The sequence below is a fragment of the Myxococcus sp. XM-1-1-1 genome (genome assembly GCF_020037095.1).
GTDB classification, from domain to species: Bacteria; Myxococcota; Myxococcia; order Myxococcales; family Myxococcaceae; genus Myxococcus; species Myxococcus fulvus.
On sequence record NZ_JAIQDH010000010.1, the window covers coordinates 1 to 17,657 of the forward strand.

Here is a 17,657-nt window from a genome sequence, read left to right on the forward strand (position 1 = left end):
GGCCGCTCGGACTTCCAGGTGAAGCTCAGAGGCTTCCGGATTGAATTGGGAGACATCGAGGCGGCGCTGCTGTCACAAGCCTCGGTGCGAGAGGCCGTGGTCCTCGTGCGCGAGGACTCCCCGGGCGACCAGCGCCTCGTCGCCTATGTCACGGGTGACGCCGAGCCGCTGACCGCGTCGCTGCTCAAGACGCACCTCCAGTCTCGGCTGCCCGAGTACATGGTGCCCTCGACCTTCACGCACCTGGGCGTGCTCCCGCTGACGCCCAGCGGCAAGGTGGACCGCAAGGCCCTGCCCGCGCCGGAGGCCCCTGTTGTCCAGCCCGGCCGCTACGTCGCACCTCGGACGCCCGTGGAGGAGACGCTCGCCACGCTCTTCGCGCAGGTCCTCGGCGTGGAGCGCATCGGGATTCACGATGGGTTCTTCGAGATGGGCGGTCACTCGCTGCTCGCGACCCAGGTCGTGGTCCGCGTCCGGGGTGCGCTCGGGCTGGAGCTGCCGCTGCGCACCCTGTTCGAGGCACCCACCGTCGCCGCGCTCGCGGAGCGGCTGGATGCCCGTCGCCCGGGTGCGGAGCTGCCGCCGATGGTCCGCGTGGACCGGACGAAGCCCATCCCGCTCTCGTTCGCGCAGCAGCGGCTCTGGCTCATCAGCCAGTTCGCCGGCGCGGTCAGCGCCTACAACATCCCGCTGGCCCTGAAGCTCGAGGGCGTGCTGGACCTCTCCGCGCTCCAGCGTGGCTTCGACGCGCTGATGGAGCGCCACGAGGCGATGCGCACCACCTTCCGCGCGGACGGTGACACGCCCGTCCAGGTCATCCACCCGGCCTTCCCGCTGCCCTTCCAGTTCGTGGACCTCACGTCCCTCACGAACGCGAAGGAGCGCGAGGCGGAGACCGTCCGACTCGCCCTCGAAGAGGCACGGCGCCCGTTCGACCTGCTGAGCGGCCCGCTGGCCCGCGCGCTCCTGTTGAAGCTGGGCGAACAGGAGCACGCGCTGGTGCTCAACATGCACCACATCGTCTCGGACGGCTGGTCCACGGGGGTGCTGGTCCGCGAGATGGCCGCGCTCTACGCGGCGTTCCATGACGAGCGTCCCTCGCCGCTGCCGGCGCTCCCCGTGCAGTATGCGGACTTCGCAGTCTGGCAGCGCGACTGGCTCCAGGGGCCGGTCCTGGAGGAGCAGGTCGGCTACTGGCGCAAGAAGCTCGAGGGCGCGCCGTCGCACCTCGACCTCCCGACGGACAAGCCGCGCCCCGCGCAGCAGTCCTTCCATGGGGCCGCGGCGCTGATGCACCTGCCGCTGCCGCTCACCGAGGCGCTGGAGACCTTCGCCCGTCGCGAGGGCGCCACGCCGTTCATGGTGCTGCTCGCGGCCTTCCAGGTCCTCCTGCAGCGGCACTCCGGGCAGGACGACATCCTGGTGGGCTCGCCCATCGCCGGACGTCGACTGGCCGAGTCCGAGGCCCTCATCGGCTACTTCGCGAACACGCTCGTCCTGCGCTCCCGCATCCGGGGGCAGGACTCGTTCCGCGCGCTGCTCGCCCAGGTGCGGGACACCACGCTGGAGGCGTTCGAGCACCAGGACGTGCCCTTCGAGAAGCTGGTGGAGGAGCTGCACCCGGCCCGTGACGCCAGCCGCACGCCGCTGTTCCAGGTCTCCTTCACGCTGCACAACGCCCCGCTGCCGGCGCTGTCCCTGCCCGGCTTGACGCTGCGGCCGATGGACCACCACCACGGGGTCATCCGCTTCGACATGGAGCTGTCCTTCCATCGCGAGGAGACGGGCTTCCGTGGCGGCATCAACTACGCCACGTCCCTCTTCGACCACGACACCGTGGCCGCCATGGCGAGCCACCTGCGCGTGCTGCTCGAAGAGGTCATCGCCTCGCCGGACGTCCCGCTCGCCCAGGTCTCCATGCTCACCCGCGAGGAGCGCAACCGGGTGCTGGTGGAGTGGAACGACACCGCGACGAAGACGCCGCGTCCCCCGTCGATTCACGACGCCTTCGCGAAGCAGGCGGAGCGCACGCCCCAGGCCATCGCCCTCACGCACGCGGAGGGCCAGCTCACCTACGCCGAGCTGCGCGCCCGCGCGAACCAGGTCGCGCACCACCTGCACGTGATGGGCGTACGTCCCGGTGGCCGCGTGGGTCTGTGCGTGGAGCGCTCCCCGGAGCTCATCATCGGCATGCTGGGCATCCTCCAGGCGGGCGCGGCCTACGTGCCCCTGGAGCCGAGCTACCCCACGGAGCGCCTCACGTGGATCATCCGTGAGTCCGGAGTCAGCATCCTCCTGACCCAGGAGCACCTCGCGGACGAGCTGCCCGAGCTGGGCTGCCTGCCCGTCCTGCTGGACGCGGAGTGGCGCGCCATCTCGAAGCAGCCGACGAGCGCTCCCGTCGTCTCCGTGGGCGAGGAGGACCTGGCCTACGTGATGTTCACGTCGGGCAGCACGGGCCAGCCCAAGGGCGTCTGCGTTCCCCACCGTGGTGTGCTGCGACTGGTGCGCGACAACACGTTCATGCGCTTCGGGCCGGACGAAGTCTTCCTCCAGCTCGCGCCCGTGGCGTTCGATGCCTCCACGCTGGAGGTCTGGGGCGCGCTGCTCAACGGTGGACGGTTGGTCCTCGCGCCTCCGAAGGCGCAGTCCATCGAGTCGCTGGGCGCGCTGCTGACGAGCTCGGGAGTCACCGCGCTGTGGCTGACGGCGGCCCTCTTCGACCAGGTCGTCCAGCACCAGGGCCAGGCGCTGGCGGGAGTGCGCCAGGTGCTCGCGGGTGGCGACGTGCTGCCCGTGCAGCGCGTGACGGAGCACCTGTCGCGAATCGGGCCGGACGCGGTGTTCATCAACGGCTACGGCCCCACGGAGAACACCACGTTCTCCGCCACGCACACGCAGCGGGCCGGGGACTCGGTGGGCCGCTCGGTGCCCATCGGCCGTCCGCTGTCGAGCTCCACGGCCTACGTGCTGGACGCCGCGCTCCAGCCCGTGCCGCCGGGAGTCACCGGTGAGCTGTTCGTCGGAGGCGACGGCCTGGCCTGGGGCTACCTGAACCGCCCGGACCTGACGGCCGAGCGCTTCGTGCCGCACCCGTACGCCTCGACGCCGGGCGCCCGCCTGTACCGCACGGGCGACAAGGCGCGCTGGCGCGCGGACGGCACGCTCGAGTTCATGGGCCGCGTCGATTTCCAGGTGAAGATCCGCGGCTTCCGCATCGAGCCCGGCGAGGTCGAGGAGACGCTGCGCCGCTTCGCCGGCCTGCGGGACGTCGTCGTGGTGGCCCGCGAGGACATCCCGGGCGACAAGCGACTGGTGGCCTACGTCGTCCCGGAGACCGCGGGAGTGGACGTGGGCGCGGTGAAGACCTTCGTCCAGCGTCAGCTCCCCGAGTACATGGTGCCGTCCGCCATCGTGGAGCTGGCCGCCCTGCCCCTGTCGTCCAACGGCAAGGTGGACCGCAAGGCCCTGCCGGCCCCGGAGGCCCCTGTCTCCAAGGACCCGGCCGAGAACGCCCCGCGCACGCCCCTGGAGACGCAGCTGGCGGCCATCTGGGCGGAGGTGCTGCACCACGACTCGGTGGGCATCCACGATGACTTCTTCGAGCTGGGCGGCCACTCGCTCCTGGCCACGCAGGTGGTGTCTCGCATCCGGGCCACGCTCGGCGTCGAGCTGCCCCTGGGTGAGCTGTTCGGCGCGTCCACGGTGGCAAAGCTCGCGGAGCGACTGGCCAACGCCACGGTGGCGAAGGCCCCGGCCCTGACGCGCGTGCCGCGCACGACGGACCTGCCGTTGTCCTTCGCGCAGCAGCGGCTCTGGTTCATCGACCAGCTGGAGCCCGGGTCCACGCTCTACAACAACCCGTTCCCGCTGCGGCTGGAGGGCACGCTGGATGAGCGGGCCCTGCGGCGCACCTTCGACGAGCTGGTGCGGCGTCACGAGTCGCTGCGCACCACGTTCCGCGCGGAGGGAGGCCAGGCGGTCCAGAAGATCCACCCGGCCACCTTCGTGCCCGTGCAGAAGGTGGACCTGTCGCGCATCGACGAGGAGGACCTCCGGATGGCGGAGGCCCTGCGGCTGTCGAACGAGGAGGCGCGTCGCCCGTTCGACCTCTCGCGCGGGCCGCTGCTGCGCACGCTGCTCATCAAGCTGCGTCCGCAGGACCACATCCTGCTGCTCCACGTGCACCACATCGTGTCGGACGGCTGGTCGCTCGGCGTGTTCGTGCGGGAGCTGACGTCGCTCTACGAGGCGTTCCGCAAGGGGCTGCCCTCGCCGCTGCCGGAGCTGGCCGTGCAGTACGCCGACTACGCCGTGTGGCAGCGCTCGTGGCTGCGCGGCGCGACGCTCGAGGCGCAGGTCGGCTGGTGGAAGCAGCAACTGGAGGGCGCGCCGTACGCGCTGGACGTGCCCACGGACAAGCCGCGCCCGGCGGTGTTCACCCACAAGGGCGCCGTGCTGGATCTGGTCATCCCGCTGAAGCTCAGCCAGGCGCTGGAGTCGCTGGCCCAGAAGGAAGGCGCCACGCCGTTCATGGTGCTGATGGCCGCGTTCCAGACGCTGCTGCACCGGTACTCGGGCCAGGACGACATCCTGGTGGGCTCGCCCATCGCGAACCGCAACGTGGCGGACACGGAGGTGCTCATCGGCTTCTTCGTGAACACGCTGGTGCTGCGCGCGCGCTTCACGCCGAAGATGTGCTTCCGCGAGCTGCTGGCCCAGGTGCGCGAGCGGACGCTCGGCGCCTACGAGCACCAGGGCGTCCCGTTCGAGAAGATCGTCGAGGAGCTCCAGCCCACGCGCGACGCGAGCCGCACGCCGCTGTTCCAGGCGATGTTCACGCTGCAGAACGCGCCGCTGCCGGAGATCGTCCTGCCGGAGCTGTCCGTGGGGCCCCACCCCATCGACTCCACCAACCTGGCCATGTTCGAGCTGGGGCTGGACCTGACGCGCGCGCCGGAGGGCTTCTCCGGGGGCTTCACGTACAGCACGGACCTGTTCGAGCGCGCGACGATGGAGCGCTTCGCCGAGCACCTGCTCGTGCTGCTGCGAGGCATCGTCGCGAACCCGGGCACACCGCTGGAGGAGCTGCCGCTGCTGCCTCCCGAGGAGCGCAAGCAGCTGCTGCTGGAGTGGACGGGTGAGCGCGAGCCCCTGCCCGCGGACGCGCGCATCCACGCGCTCCTCGAGGAGCAGGTGCTGCGCACGCCGGACGTCATCGCGGTGGTGTCCGGTGAGGACTCGGTCACCTACCGTGAGCTGGACACGCGGGCCACGCGGCTGGCGTGGCGCCTGCGCGAGCTGGGCGTCGGGCTGGAGACGCGGGTGGCGGTGTGCGTGGAGCGCTCGGTGGAGCAACTCGTCGCGCTCCTCGGCGTGCTGAAGGCCGGTGGTGCCTACGTGCCGCTGGACCCGGAGTACCCGGCGGAGCGGCTGAGCTTCATGCTGGAGGACAGCGGCGCGCGCGTGGTGGTGGCACGCGGGCAGGTCCGCGAGAAGCTGGGCGACACCACGGACCGCGTCTACCTGGACGTGGACGCCGTGCCCGAGACGGGGGACGTCGCTCCGCTCTCCGTGGTGGTGCCTCCGGAGGCGGCGGCCTACGTGCTCTACACGTCGGGTTCGACGGGTCGGCCCAAGGGCGTCGTGGTGCAGCACCGCTCGCTGGTGAACTTCACCCGCGCGGCCTGGAAGACGTACCCCGTGGAGCTGGGGGACCGCGTGCTCCAGTTCGCCTCCATCAGCTGGGACACCAGCGCGGAGGAGATCTACCCGTGCCTCACGCGAGGCGGGACGCTGGTGCTGCGCACGCCGGACATGCTCGACGTGCCGGAGGTCTTCCTGGCGCGGTGTGAGGCCGCGGGGGTGACGCAGCTCAACCTGCCCACGGCCTTCTGGCACGAGGTGACGGCGAGCCTGGAGGAAGGCCGCGCGAAGCTGCCCTCGAAGCTCAAGTGGGTGGTGATTGGCGGAGAGCGCGCCGCGCCGGAGCGGGTCGCCGCCTGGCGTCGCACGGTGGGCTCCGCCCTGCCCCTGCGCAACACCTACGGACTGACGGAGGTGACGGCGGTGGCCACGGCGGTGGACCTGATGGCGTCCCCGGCCGAGGCGTTCGAGAGCGCCCAGGAGGTGCCCATCGGCCGGCCGCTGACCAACGTGACGACGTACGTGCTGGACAGCGCGTTCATGCCGACGCCCACGGGCGTGGTGGGCGAGCTGTTCATCGGCGGTGAGGGCGTCGCGCGTGGCTACCTCGGCCGGCCGGACCTGACGGCGGAGCGCTTCATCCCGAGCCCCTTCGGCGAGGGCGAGCGGCTCTACCGCACCGGTGACAAGGCGCGCTGGCGACGTGACGGCGGCCTGGAGTACCTGGGGCGCGGCGACACGCAGGTGAAGGTGCGCGGCATCCGCATCGAGCTGGGAGAAGTCGAGGCCGCGCTGCGCGCTCGCTCGGAGGTCCATGACGCGGTGGTGCTGGCGCGCGAGGACCCGCCGGGCGACAAGCGCCTGGTGGCGTACGTGGTGCCGACGGAAGTGAAGGAGGGCCTGGAGCCGACCCTGGACATCCTGGGCCTCCATGACCACCTGCGGCAGCACCTGCCCGGGTACATGGTGCCCGCGGCCTTCGTGCCGCTGGCCGCCCTGCCCCTCACTCCCAACGGCAAGGTGGACCGCAAGGCGCTGACCGCGCCGGATGCGAACCTGCACCGGGTCAGCCGCCAGCATGAGCCTCCCGCGACGCCGCTGGAGGGGCGACTGGCCGAGCTGTGGCGGGAGCTGTTGAACGTCCCCACCGTGGGTCGTCGCGACAACTTCTTCGAGCTGGGGGGCCACTCGTTGATGGCCACGCGGCTGGTGGCGCGGGTCCGCGAGGACTTCAAGGTGGACCTGGGCCTGCGGGCCTTCTTCGAGACCCCCACGTTGGCGGGGCTCGCCGAGCGCATCTCCGGCGCCACCTGGGGGGACACGCTCCCGGACCTCGGTGTGGATCGCGGTGATGGGCCGCTGCCGCTGTCCTTCGCGCAGCAGCGCCTGTGGTTCTTGGACCAGCTCCAGCCAGGGATGGCGATCTACAACATGCCCGTGGCGCTGCGCCTGTCGGGACGCGTGGAGCGCGCCGCGTTCCATCGCGCCGTCGACGAGCTGGTGCGTCGTCACGAGTCCCTGCGCACCACGTTCGAGACCGTGGGCGGTGAGCCTCGGCAGGTCATCCACCCCGCGCAGCCCGGCAACCTCCGGGTGGTGGACCTGTCCCGCGTCTCTGCCGACGAACGGATGGAGGAGGCCTACCGGCTGGCGCGCGAGGACTCGCTCACCCCTTTCGACCTGCGTACGGGGCCCCTGCTGCGAATCACGCTGCTCGTGCTGGACGCCAAGGAGCACGCGCTGCTCGTGTGCATGCATCACAGCATCTCGGACGGCTGGTCGCAGGCCGTGCTGGTGCGTGAGCTCGTCCAGCTCTACGAGGCGTTCAGGAGCGGTCGTCCGTCGCCGTTGCCGGAGCTGCCGGTGCAGTACGCGGACTACGCCTTGTGGCAGCGCCAGTGGCTCCAGGGAGAGACGCTCCGGAAGCAGCTCGATTGGTGGAGCCAGCAGCTCGCCGGAGCCCCGGGGGCGCTGGACCTGCACACCGACAAGCCGCGTCCCGCGGTGCTCTCGCACCAGGGCACCACGGTGCCCGTGAGCGTGTCCCCCTCGCTCAGCCAGGCGCTGGAGGCGCTGGCGCGCCGTGAAGGCGTCACGCCCTTCATGGTGTGGATGGCGGCGTACCAGGCGCTGCTACACCGGTACTCGGGGCAGGATGACTTGCTGGTGGGCACGCCCATCGCGGGTCGGCGTCACGCCAAGACGGAGGGCCTCATCGGCTTCTTCGTCAACACGCTGGTGATGCGCGCGAGCTTCACGCCGACGCTCACGTTCCGGCGCCTGTTGGCGCAGGTGCGCGACTCCACGCTCGGGGCCTACGAGCACCAGGATGTCCCCTTCGAGCGGCTGGTCGAGGAGCTGCAACCCACGCGCGACCTGAGTCGCACGCCGTTGTTCCAGGCGCTCTTCGCCCTCCAGAACATGCCGAGCGCGGAGCTGACGTTGCCGGAGCTCTCGCTCAAGGGCGTGGAGGTCGAGTCCACCGTCAGTCGCTTCGAGCTGGAGCTGGCCCTGGTCCGCACGCCAGCGGGCTACCAAGGGGCCCTCAGCTTCAGCACGGACCTGTTCGAGCGCTCCACCGCCGAGCGGATGGTGACGCACCTGCTGCGCCTCGTGGAGGAGGCTGTCGCCAAGGCGGACGCGCCGTTGTCCTCCCTGTCCCTGATGGACGAGGCGGAGCGCCAGCGCATCCTCGTGGACTGGAACGACACGGCGGCCGACTACCCGTCGGAGTCCACCCTGCCCGCCCTATTCTCCGAGCAGGCCCGTCGCACGCCCGAGGCGATTGCCCTCCAGTTCGAGGGCCAGCGCCTCACCTACGCGGAGCTGGAGGCCCGGTCGGGTCAGCTCGCCCGGCATCTGTTGTCGCTGGGCCTGGGCCGTGAGCCGCGCATCGCGGTGCTGATTCCTCGTGGGCTGGAGCTGTACGTGGCGCTGCTCGGCATCCTCAAGGCCGGTGGCTGCTACGTCCCGCTCGACGCCGCGCATCCCCAGGCGCGCCTCGCGTTCATGCTCGAGGATTCGGGTGTGGCGGGTGTGCTCACGGTGAGCGCGCTGGGAGCCTTGCTGCCCTCGGGCTCGTGGCCCGTGGTGACGCTCGACACCGAGTGGGAGCGAATCTCCCGCCAGTCGACGGAGGCTCCGTTCGTGCCGATGAGCTCGGACAACCTCGCGTACGTCACGTACACGTCCGGCTCCACGGGGACGCCCAAGGGCGTGGCCATCACCCACCGCGGGGTGCTGCGGCTGGTCTCGGGCGTGGGCTTCGCGTCCCGCGAGCCGGGCGAGGTCATCCTCCAGGTGGCGCCGCTGACGTTCGACCCGACGGCGCTCGAGGTCTGGAGCGCGCTGCTCACGGGCGCTCGGCTCGCGGTGTACCCGCCGACGACCCCGGAGGTCTCCGAGCTGGCCCGGGTCATCGACGAGCACCGCGTCACCACGGCGCTCCTGGCCACCGCGCTCTTCGATGTCATGCAGCAGCACGAGCCGGCCGCGCTGTCCCGGCTGCCCCGCCTGTGGGTCGGCGGAGACGTGCTGCCCCTGCCCACGGCGCGGGAGCGACTGGCCAAGGGGGGCTCGCTCATCAACGCGTATGGCCCGACGGAGGTCACCGTCGTCACCACGCAGCACGTGCTGCCCGCGGGCGCGTCCATCGACACGGCCGTCCCGATCGGACGCCCGATTCCGAATACACGGGTGTACGTGCTGGATTCGTCGCTGCATCCCGTGCCAGTGGGCATCCCCGGTGAGCTGTTCATCGGCGGCCCGGGCCTCGCGCGTGGCTACCAGGGCCGACCCGCGCTCACCGCCGAGCGCTTCGTTCCGGACCCCTTCTCCACCACGCCCGGCGAGCGCCTCTACCGCACCGGGGACAAGGTCTGCTGGACCGAGGACGGCGCGCTGCGCTTCCTCGGGCGCATCGACCTCCAGGTGAAGGTGCGCGGCTTCCGCATCGAGCTGGGAGAGATTGAAGCCTCCCTCCGTGCGCACCCCGAGGTCCGCGAGGCGGCGGTCGTCGTCCGCGAGGACGTGCCCGGAGACAAGCGCCTGGTGGCCTACGTCGCCACGGCCGACGGCCACGCACCGAAGGGAGAGGACCCGAAGGCGTGGCTGCGGCAGCGGCTGCCCGAGTACATGGTGCCCGCGCACGTCGTGTTCCTGCCCGCGCTGCCCCAGTCGACGCACGGCAAGGTGGACCGCAAGGCGCTGCCGAAGCCGGACGCCTCGGGGCTCGACACCGGCAAGGCCCACGAAGCCCCGGCGACCCCGGCCGAGCAGCGCCTGGCCGAGCTGTGGAAGGAGCTGCTTCAGGTGTCGCGCGTGGGACGTCACGACAGCTTCTTCGAGCTGGGTGGCCACTCCCTGCTGGCCACGCGTCTGGTGGCCCGCATCCGCGACGAGCTGGGACAGGAGCTGGGCGTCCGCGCCCTGTTCGAGTCGCCCACGCTGTCCTCGCTCGCGGCGCGCCTCCAGCAGGGCCTGCCCGAGGAGCAAGGGGTGACGGTGCTGCCGCCGCTCGTCGCCGCGCCGAGGAACGGGCTGCTCCCTCTCTCTTTCGCGCAGCAGCGCCTGTGGTTCCTGGACCAGCTCCAGCCGGGCAGCGCGCTCTACAACATCCCCTATGCACTCAAGCTGACGGGCGAGGTGGACCTGTCGTCGCTCCAACGCGCCTTCGATGCGCTGGTTCAGCGTCACGAGTCCTTGCGCACGACGTTCCGCATGGAGGGGGGTGAGCCGCGACAGGTCATCCACGCGCCGGCGCCTCGGCCGTTCGCGATGGTGGACCTGCGCGCGTCGTCACCGGAGCAGCGCGAGGCCGAAGCGCGACGCGTCATCAGCGAGGACGCGGTGCGCCCGTTCGACCTGTCCACCGGTCCCCTGCTCCGCGTCACGGTGATGCGGCTGTCGCAGACGGAGCAGGTGCTGCTGGTGTGCATGCACCACATCATCTCGGACGGCTGGTCCATCGGTGTGCTGGTGCGTGAGCTGACGATGCTCTACACGGCCTTCCATCAAGGTGGGGCCGTGGAGCTGCCGGTGCTGCCGGTGCAGTACGCCGACTACGCCGTGTGGCAGCGAGGCTGGCTCCAGGGCGGCGCCCTGCGTGCACAGCTCGACTGGTGGAAGCAGCACCTCGACGGCGCCGCGCCCGCGCTGGAGCTGCCCACCGACAAGCCTCGTCCGGCCGTGCCTTCGTCCAACGGCGCGCTGTTGCCGGTGTGGCTGCCGGCCGCGCTGAGCGACGCGGTGGACGTGGCGACGCAGCGTGAACGCGTCACCCCGTTCATGTTGTTCCTCGCCGTCTACCAGGCCCTGCTGCAGCGCTACTCGGGCCAGGAGGACGTCGTCGTGGGCTCGCCCATCGCGGGCCGACGTCACGCGCAGACGGAGGGACTGCTGGGCGTCTTCATCAACACGCTGGCGCTGAGGGCCCGCTTCACGCCGGAGCTGACGTTCAGGGGCCTTTTGTCCCAGGTCCGTGACGCGACGCTCGGGGCCTTCGAGCACCAGGACCTCCCCTTCGAGCGACTGGTGGAAGAGCTCCAGCCCGCGAGAGACCTGGGCCGCACGCCCTTGTTCCAGGCGATGTTCGTGCTGCAGAACGCGCCGTCGCCCGGGGTGTCGCTGTCGGGCCTGACGCTCGAGGCGATGGACGTGGAGCTGGCTTCGACGAAGTTCGAGCTCAACCTCCACCTGTTCCGGGCACCTGACGGCTACCGGGGCGGGCTCTTCGTCAGCACGGACCTGTTCGAGCCCGCCACCGGCGAGCGACTGGTGCGTCACTTCCAGCAGCTCCTGGAGCGCGCGCTGGCGAACCCGGATGCGCCGCTCGCGACGCTCCCGCTCCTCACGGACGCGGAGCGACAGCGTGTCCTCGTGACGGAGTCCGCGCCCGTGTCGCCGGGACTCCCGTTCCATCGTCTCTTCGAGCAGCAGGCGGCGCGCACCCCTGATGCGCCGGCGCTCCGCTGCGAGGAACAGGAGTGGACGTACCGTCGGCTCGATGAACGGGCGAACCAGCTCGCGCACCACCTGCGCTCGTTGGGCGTGGGCCCGGATGTCCCCGTGGCCCTGTGCCTGGAGCGAGGCGTGGAGCTCATCGCCGCGCTGCTGGCGGTCCTCAAGGCGGGCGGAGCCTACGTCCCGCTGGAGCCGTCACAGCCGGCCGCGCGGCTTCGCGCGCTCGTGGAAGAGGTCTCCACGCCCGTCGTGGTGACGGGGTCCGCCCATGAGTCGGCCTTCGAGGGACTGTCCCTCCACCGCGTGCGCATGGACACGGACGAGGCCGTGCTCGCGAGGCAGTCCACCGAGGCGCTGCGAGTCGAGGTCCGGGCCGAGCACCTGGCCTACGTGCTCTTCACGTCGGGCAGCACGGGTCGACCGAAGGGCGTGGCGGTGTCGCACGGCGCGCTCATGAGCTACGTGAACGCGGTCATCGACCGGCTCTCGCTGACGGAGTGCAAGAGCTTCGCGCTGGTCTCGACGTTCGCCGCGGATCTGGGCAACACGGTGCTGTTCCCCGCGCTCGTCACGGGCGGACTGCTGCACGTGCTGACGCAGGAACGCGCGCGCAGCCCCGAAGGCATGGCCGAGTACTTCCAGCGCCACGCTGTGGACTGCATGAAGATCGTCCCGTCCCACCTCGCGGCGCTGCTCACGGGGGGAGAGACGGGAACCATCGTGCCGCGCAAGCGACTGGTCCTCGGCGGAGAGTCCTCGTCGTGGGCGTTGCTGGAGCGGGTGCATGCCCTCGCGCCCGAGTGCCAGGTCTTCAATCACTACGGACCCACGGAGACCACGGTGGGAGTCCTCGCGGGGCGGGTGGAGCTGCCGCCCGGGGACAAGGCTCCGGCGCAGGTGCCGCTCGGCCATCCGCTGGGACAGACGCGCCTCTACATCCTCGACGCGAGCCTCCAGCCCGTGCCCGTGGGTGTGCCGGGCGAGCTGTACGTGGGAGGCCCGCAGGTGGCGCGGGGCTACCTCGGTCGCCCGGAGCTGACGGCGGAGCGCTTCCTCGCGGACCCGTTCAGCAAGGCACCCGAGGCGCGGATGTACCGCACGGGAGACCGGGTCCGGTGGCTCGAGGATGGCCGCGTGGAGTTCATCGGCCGCGTGGACTTCCAGGTGAAGGTGCGTGGCTTCCGCGTGGAGCCGGGCGAAGTCGCCACGGTGCTGCGCGGCCATGACGCCCTGCGAGACGCCATCGTCGTGGCGCGAGGAGACGGCGCGGACCGGAAGCTCGTGGCCTACGTCGTGGCGTCGTCGTCCTTCGCTCCGGAGGTCCTCTCGCTGAGGACGTGGCTCCAGCAGCGCCTGCCCGAGTACATGGTGCCCTCCGCGTTCGTCACCCTCCCCGCCCTGCCGCTGACGCTCAACGGCAAGGTGGACACCAGGGCCCTGCCGGAGCCCACGCTCGAGGCCTCCAGCCCTCAGGACCTGCTCCCGCCCAGGACGCCGCTCGAGCTCCAGCTGGTGCGCGTCTGGGAGGACGTGCTCGGGGTTCGTCCCATCGGTGTCCGCTCCAGCTTCTTCGAGCTGGGCGGCCACTCGCTGCTCGCCGTGCGCATGATGTCCGCGGTGAGCGAGGCAGTGGGCCGACCGGTGCCGCTGGCCGCGCTGTTCCAGGCGCCCACGGTGGAGCAGCTCGCCGCGTTGCTGCGCGACGGGGCCACGATGACAGGCACCTCGCCGGTGGTCCCCTTCGGCGCCCTGCGTCCGGGCGGGAAGACGCCGTTCTTCTGCGTGCACCCCGTGGGCGGCAACGTCCTCTGCTACGCGGAGCTGGCGCGTCGGCTGGGGACGGAGCGCCCGTTCGTGGGGCTCCAGGCCCAGGGCGTCAATGGTGAGGCCACGCCGCGAGGCACCGTCGAGGAGATGGCGACGGCCTACGTGGACGCGATGCGGAAGGTCCAACCGTCCGGCCCGTATCTGTTGGGCGGCTGGTCGCTCGGAGGCGTCATCGCCTACGAGATGGCGCGGCAGCTCCGTGAGCAGGGCCAGCGGGTGGAACTGCTCGCGCTCATCGACACGTACGCCCCGGGCGCGGTGAAGGCCCCGGAGCCCTCGGAGATGGACCGGCTCCAGGTCATCGGCATGTTCATCCAGGACCTGCTCGGCGCCTCGTTGGCCCACGTCGAGCTGGACCTGGAGGCGCTCGCGGCGATGTCTCCGGACGCGGTGCTCGAACACCTGCGTGTCGAGGGCGAGCGCGCCGGAGTCCTGCCCCTCGGGACGGACCCCCGGCAGCTCCAGTCCCTGCTCCAGGTCTTCGAGTCGAACCTGAAGGCCGCGCGGCGCTACGTCCCCCGGCCGACCCAGGAGCGCGTGGTGCTGCTCAAGGCCACCGAGCATGACGCCGAGCTGCCCGCGGATGGCGGCTGGTCCACGCTCGTCGGCGCCGGATTGGAGCGGCACCCCGTGGTCGGAAGCCACTACGGCGTGCTCCGTGAGCCGGGCGTCCAGGCGCTGTCCGAGCGCCTGCGTGAGGCGATGAAGCACCTGCCCTGAGCGGCGGCTTCACCCAGGTGGCTGCTGTCCTCGAACCTCGAAGGTCCGAGGCGGCAGCCACCCGAGGAACAAGGCCTACGCCGCCACGACGACGGGGGCTTCCGCCACCGGGGCCAGGGGCTCGACCAGGGACTTCTGCTCCCAGATGCGAGAGCGCCAGCGGACCCACATGGAGATGCCTCGGACCCACTCATCCGCGGCGACCGCCAGCCACACGCCCGCGAGCCCCAGGTGGAGCTTGAAGACGAGCACGTAGCCCAGCGGCAGGCTCATGCAGACCATCGACAGGAAGCCCATGTACACGGTGAACGGCGCGTCCCCCGCCGAGCGCAGCGCGTTCACCAGCACCAGGTTGAACGAGCGCCCCGTCTCCAGGAGCAAGCCGATCACGATGACCTGCGTGGTGAGCCGGACGATGTCGCCATCATGGGTGAACATGCCCACCAGCGGCACGCGGACCAGGATGACGGCCACGTCCACGAGGAAGGTGATGGCCACCGCCCACTTCAGGCTCTGGAGCACCCGCCGGTATGCGTCGTCCGCGCGGCGCGCGCCCACCAGCCGTCCCACGATGATGGCCGTGCCCATGCCGACGGCCAGGCTGAACAGGAACACGTACTGGGAGATGGCGTTCGCGTACTGCCGGGAGGCCAGCGCCGTCGAGCCCAGGAACGTCACGTAGTACAGGAACACCGCCTGGCAGCACTGGTACGTGCCCTGCTCGACGGCGGAGGGCACACCCACGCGGAGGATCTTCCGCACCATGTCCGAGGTGAACCGGACGAAGTCGCGCGCCTTCATCCGCACGTCCATCACCCGGTACAAGAGCCACACGAACACCACGAGCGCCAGCGCGCGGCTCACCACCGTGGAGATGGCCGCGCCCGCGACCTCGAGCCGGGGCAGCCCCAGCAGTCCGAAGATGAGCAGCGCGTTGCCGCCCACGTGCAGCGCGTTCATCCCCATCGCGATGAACATGGACTCACGCGTGAAGCCGTACGTGCGGATGAGCGCGGAGCACACGTTGATGAGCGCCTGGAGGAAGATGAACCCTCCGGCGATGCCCATGTACGTGCGGGCCTGCGCCAGCACCACGCCCTCCAGGTTCATCCGCGCCAGCAGCGCGTCTCCGCCCAGCAGCAGCCCCGCGCTCACCGTCACGCCGAGCAGCAGGTTCAACGTGATTCCCACCGCGGCGATGCGCGCCGCCTCCTCGGAGCGCCGCGCGCCCAGGTACTGGGACACGACGACGGAGGCGCCGTTGCTCATCACCTCCATGATGAGCAGACAGATGAACAGGAACTGATTGACGACCCCCACCGCGGAGACGGCGTCGTCGGACACACCGCTGAGCATCAGCGTGTCCGCCGTTCCCATCATCATGAAGAGGAGGAGCTCCAGGAGTATCGGCCACGTGAGCCGGAACAACCCCATCCTGGCGGGGTCCTGCGCAGTCGAGAGTGACATGGTTCGCCGCGATGAACGCGGGCTGGGACTAACAGGCGCCGCAATGCGTCGCCAGCCACATCGTGCTCGCCTGCCGCGCGTCACAAGAGCCTCGCGGCTCCTGTGAGCTCAAACCACCTCGCCTCGCTCGCGATGGTCGCGCGAGCGGCGCGGGCCTCAGTGCTTCATCAACTCGCGCGACGGGTCCACCGAGACGGTCACCTTCTCCGGCGACGACGTGGAGGCGACCTTGAAGAGCGGGTCGGAGCCGCTGCCCTTCACGGTGTTGCGGGGCCCGGACGTGGGCGCCGCGGGCTCGTCGTTGGACACGGGCGACGACGTCACCGTGGTGTTGCCCTGCGCCTGCGCGGCGGCCAGCCGCTTGTTCCGGCTGCGGCGCCACAGGAAGAAGCCCACCGCGGCGACGGCGAGCACACCCATGACGGTGTACTGGCCCTCCTTGAACTTGCTGATGAGCATGTCCAGCTCGCCACCGAAGTGGAACCCGAGCCAGATGAACACCGGCGCGGACAGCAGCGCGGCCAGGCCGTCCCAGAAGATGAAGCGCCAGTAGGACATGCCCACCGAGCCCGCGGTGAAGTACGTCACCGCGCGCACGCCCGGCATGAAGCGGGCGATGCAGACGATCTTCTGCCCGTGGCGCTCGAAGAGCCCCTCCACGCGCGCGCGCTTCTCCGGCGTGACGATGCGCGCGAAGAACCCTCCGCCGCCCTTCGGCGCCTCCTGGGTGGCCCCGGTGCCCCGCCCCAGCCTCCCGCCCAGCCTGCGGCCGGCGAAGAAGATGAGGCTGTCGCCCACCAGGATGCCCATGAAGCCGACCACCATCATCACCGGCAGGCTCGCCGCGCCCTTGTGGGCCAGGAAGCCGCCCAGGATGAGCGAGATGTCTTCAGGCAGCGGCACGCCCAGGCCACAGGCCACGAGGATGCCGAAGACCATGGCGTAGGCAATGAAGCCCTGGGAGTCGCCAAGCAGGGTGGTGAGGAAATCAAGCACGCGTTGTCCCGTCCGTTCACTTCCGAGGGGCCTGCTGGGGCACCGCCCGAGCCAGCCCATCCAGCGCCCACGCATCAACCGGGCGCGCCTCCTCAAAACTCCGCGACAGGGTCTTCAACCCGAAATACCCGTCGCGCCCGGCCGCTTCGTAGGCCCCGGCCGGAGCCCCCGTGGCCGTCAGGGCCAGCGCCCGACTCAGGAGCGCGACCCCGTACTCGTCGACCGTCCCCTCACCCGCCCCCCTCGCCCGGGCATCCTTCAGCGCCGCCGCCCCACCCGCCCAGCGAGCACCCAGGCGGCCGGACAGCCGTGAGCTCAGTACCCCACGCGCCAGCTCCCGCACCACCGGCTCGGCGTCAGGCGTGCGCGCCACAGGTCCCACCACAACCACCCACCCCTGCCCCGTGTCCACCGGTCGCACGCTTCCCTCGGCCTCGAGCAGATTAACCACCACCCGAGGTGCGGGCCCGCCTTCCGGCAGGCCCAGAAGTCGCGTGGCCTGTTGGACGGGGGCATCCAGCAGCGGGAGCCAGGCGCGCTGCTCGAAGCGGAAGTCCGGCAGCGTCTCCGCGCGCAGCGCCGTCACCGGCCACTCCTGCTCGGCGCGGGCCAGCAGCTCCTCCAACCCCATGAGGCTCGCGGCGCGGCCTGGAGCCTTCGGTCCTCCCAGGACGCGGGCCAGGTAGACCTCCACCGGCTCCGGGTGCGCGGCGAAGTACGCGCGGGCCTCGGTGAGCACGGCGTCGGGCGCGGAGGCCAGCACCTGGCGGACCCGGGCGCGGGCGGGGGGGTAGCGGATGACGGGGACGGGGTGGGCCCGCTCGACGGGGCCGGCGTCGTAGCCCGCGCGGTTGAGCAGCGCATAGAGCGTGAAGACGCGGACATCCGCGCGCACCTCCAGGCCACCGGGGGTGTACTGGCTGGCGAACCAGTCCTCCTCCGAGGCGATGGAAACCTGGGCGGCCGACCCCGCGACCGCCGGGGGCGACGCCAGGAGCCCGAGCAGTGGGAGGACGGCCAGGTGGGGGGCTCGCATACGG

General features: G+C 71.0%; 4 protein-coding genes. 1 reads left to right on the forward strand and 3 read right to left on the reverse strand.

Annotation, left to right across the window (positions count from 1 at the left end):
- Nucleotides 1-14,154 (forward strand): non-ribosomal peptide synthetase (locus tag K8640_RS43425; RefSeq protein ID WP_223748559.1); only part of this gene is annotated, 14,154 nt, incomplete at its 5' end.
- Between the two features lie 75 nt (nt 14,155-14,229).
- On the opposite strand, the gene K8640_RS20480 is transcribed toward K8640_RS43425, so the two are convergent.
- The 3 genes from K8640_RS20480 to K8640_RS20490 form a co-directional block, all read right to left on the reverse strand.
- The gene (locus tag K8640_RS20480) at nt 14,230-15,621 is read right to left on the reverse strand and encodes an MATE family efflux transporter (RefSeq protein ID WP_223748560.1); all 1,392 of its coding nucleotides are present in this window, start codon (nt 15,619-15,621) and stop codon (nt 14,230-14,232) included.
- A gap of 156 nt (nt 15,622-15,777) precedes the next feature.
- Nucleotides 15,778-16,617 (reverse strand): DedA family protein, encoded by an 840-nt coding sequence (locus tag K8640_RS20485; protein ID WP_223748561.1) that lies wholly within the window; start codon nt 16,615-16,617, stop codon nt 15,778-15,780.
- A 16-nt stretch (nt 16,618-16,633) separates the two neighbouring features.
- Nucleotides 16,634-17,653 carry a hypothetical protein gene (locus K8640_RS20490; protein ID WP_223748562.1) on the reverse strand — a complete coding sequence of 340 codons (1,020 nt, stop codon included), beginning with the start codon at nt 17,651-17,653 and terminating at the stop codon, nt 16,634-16,636.
- Nucleotides 17,654-17,657 lie beyond the last annotated feature (4 nt).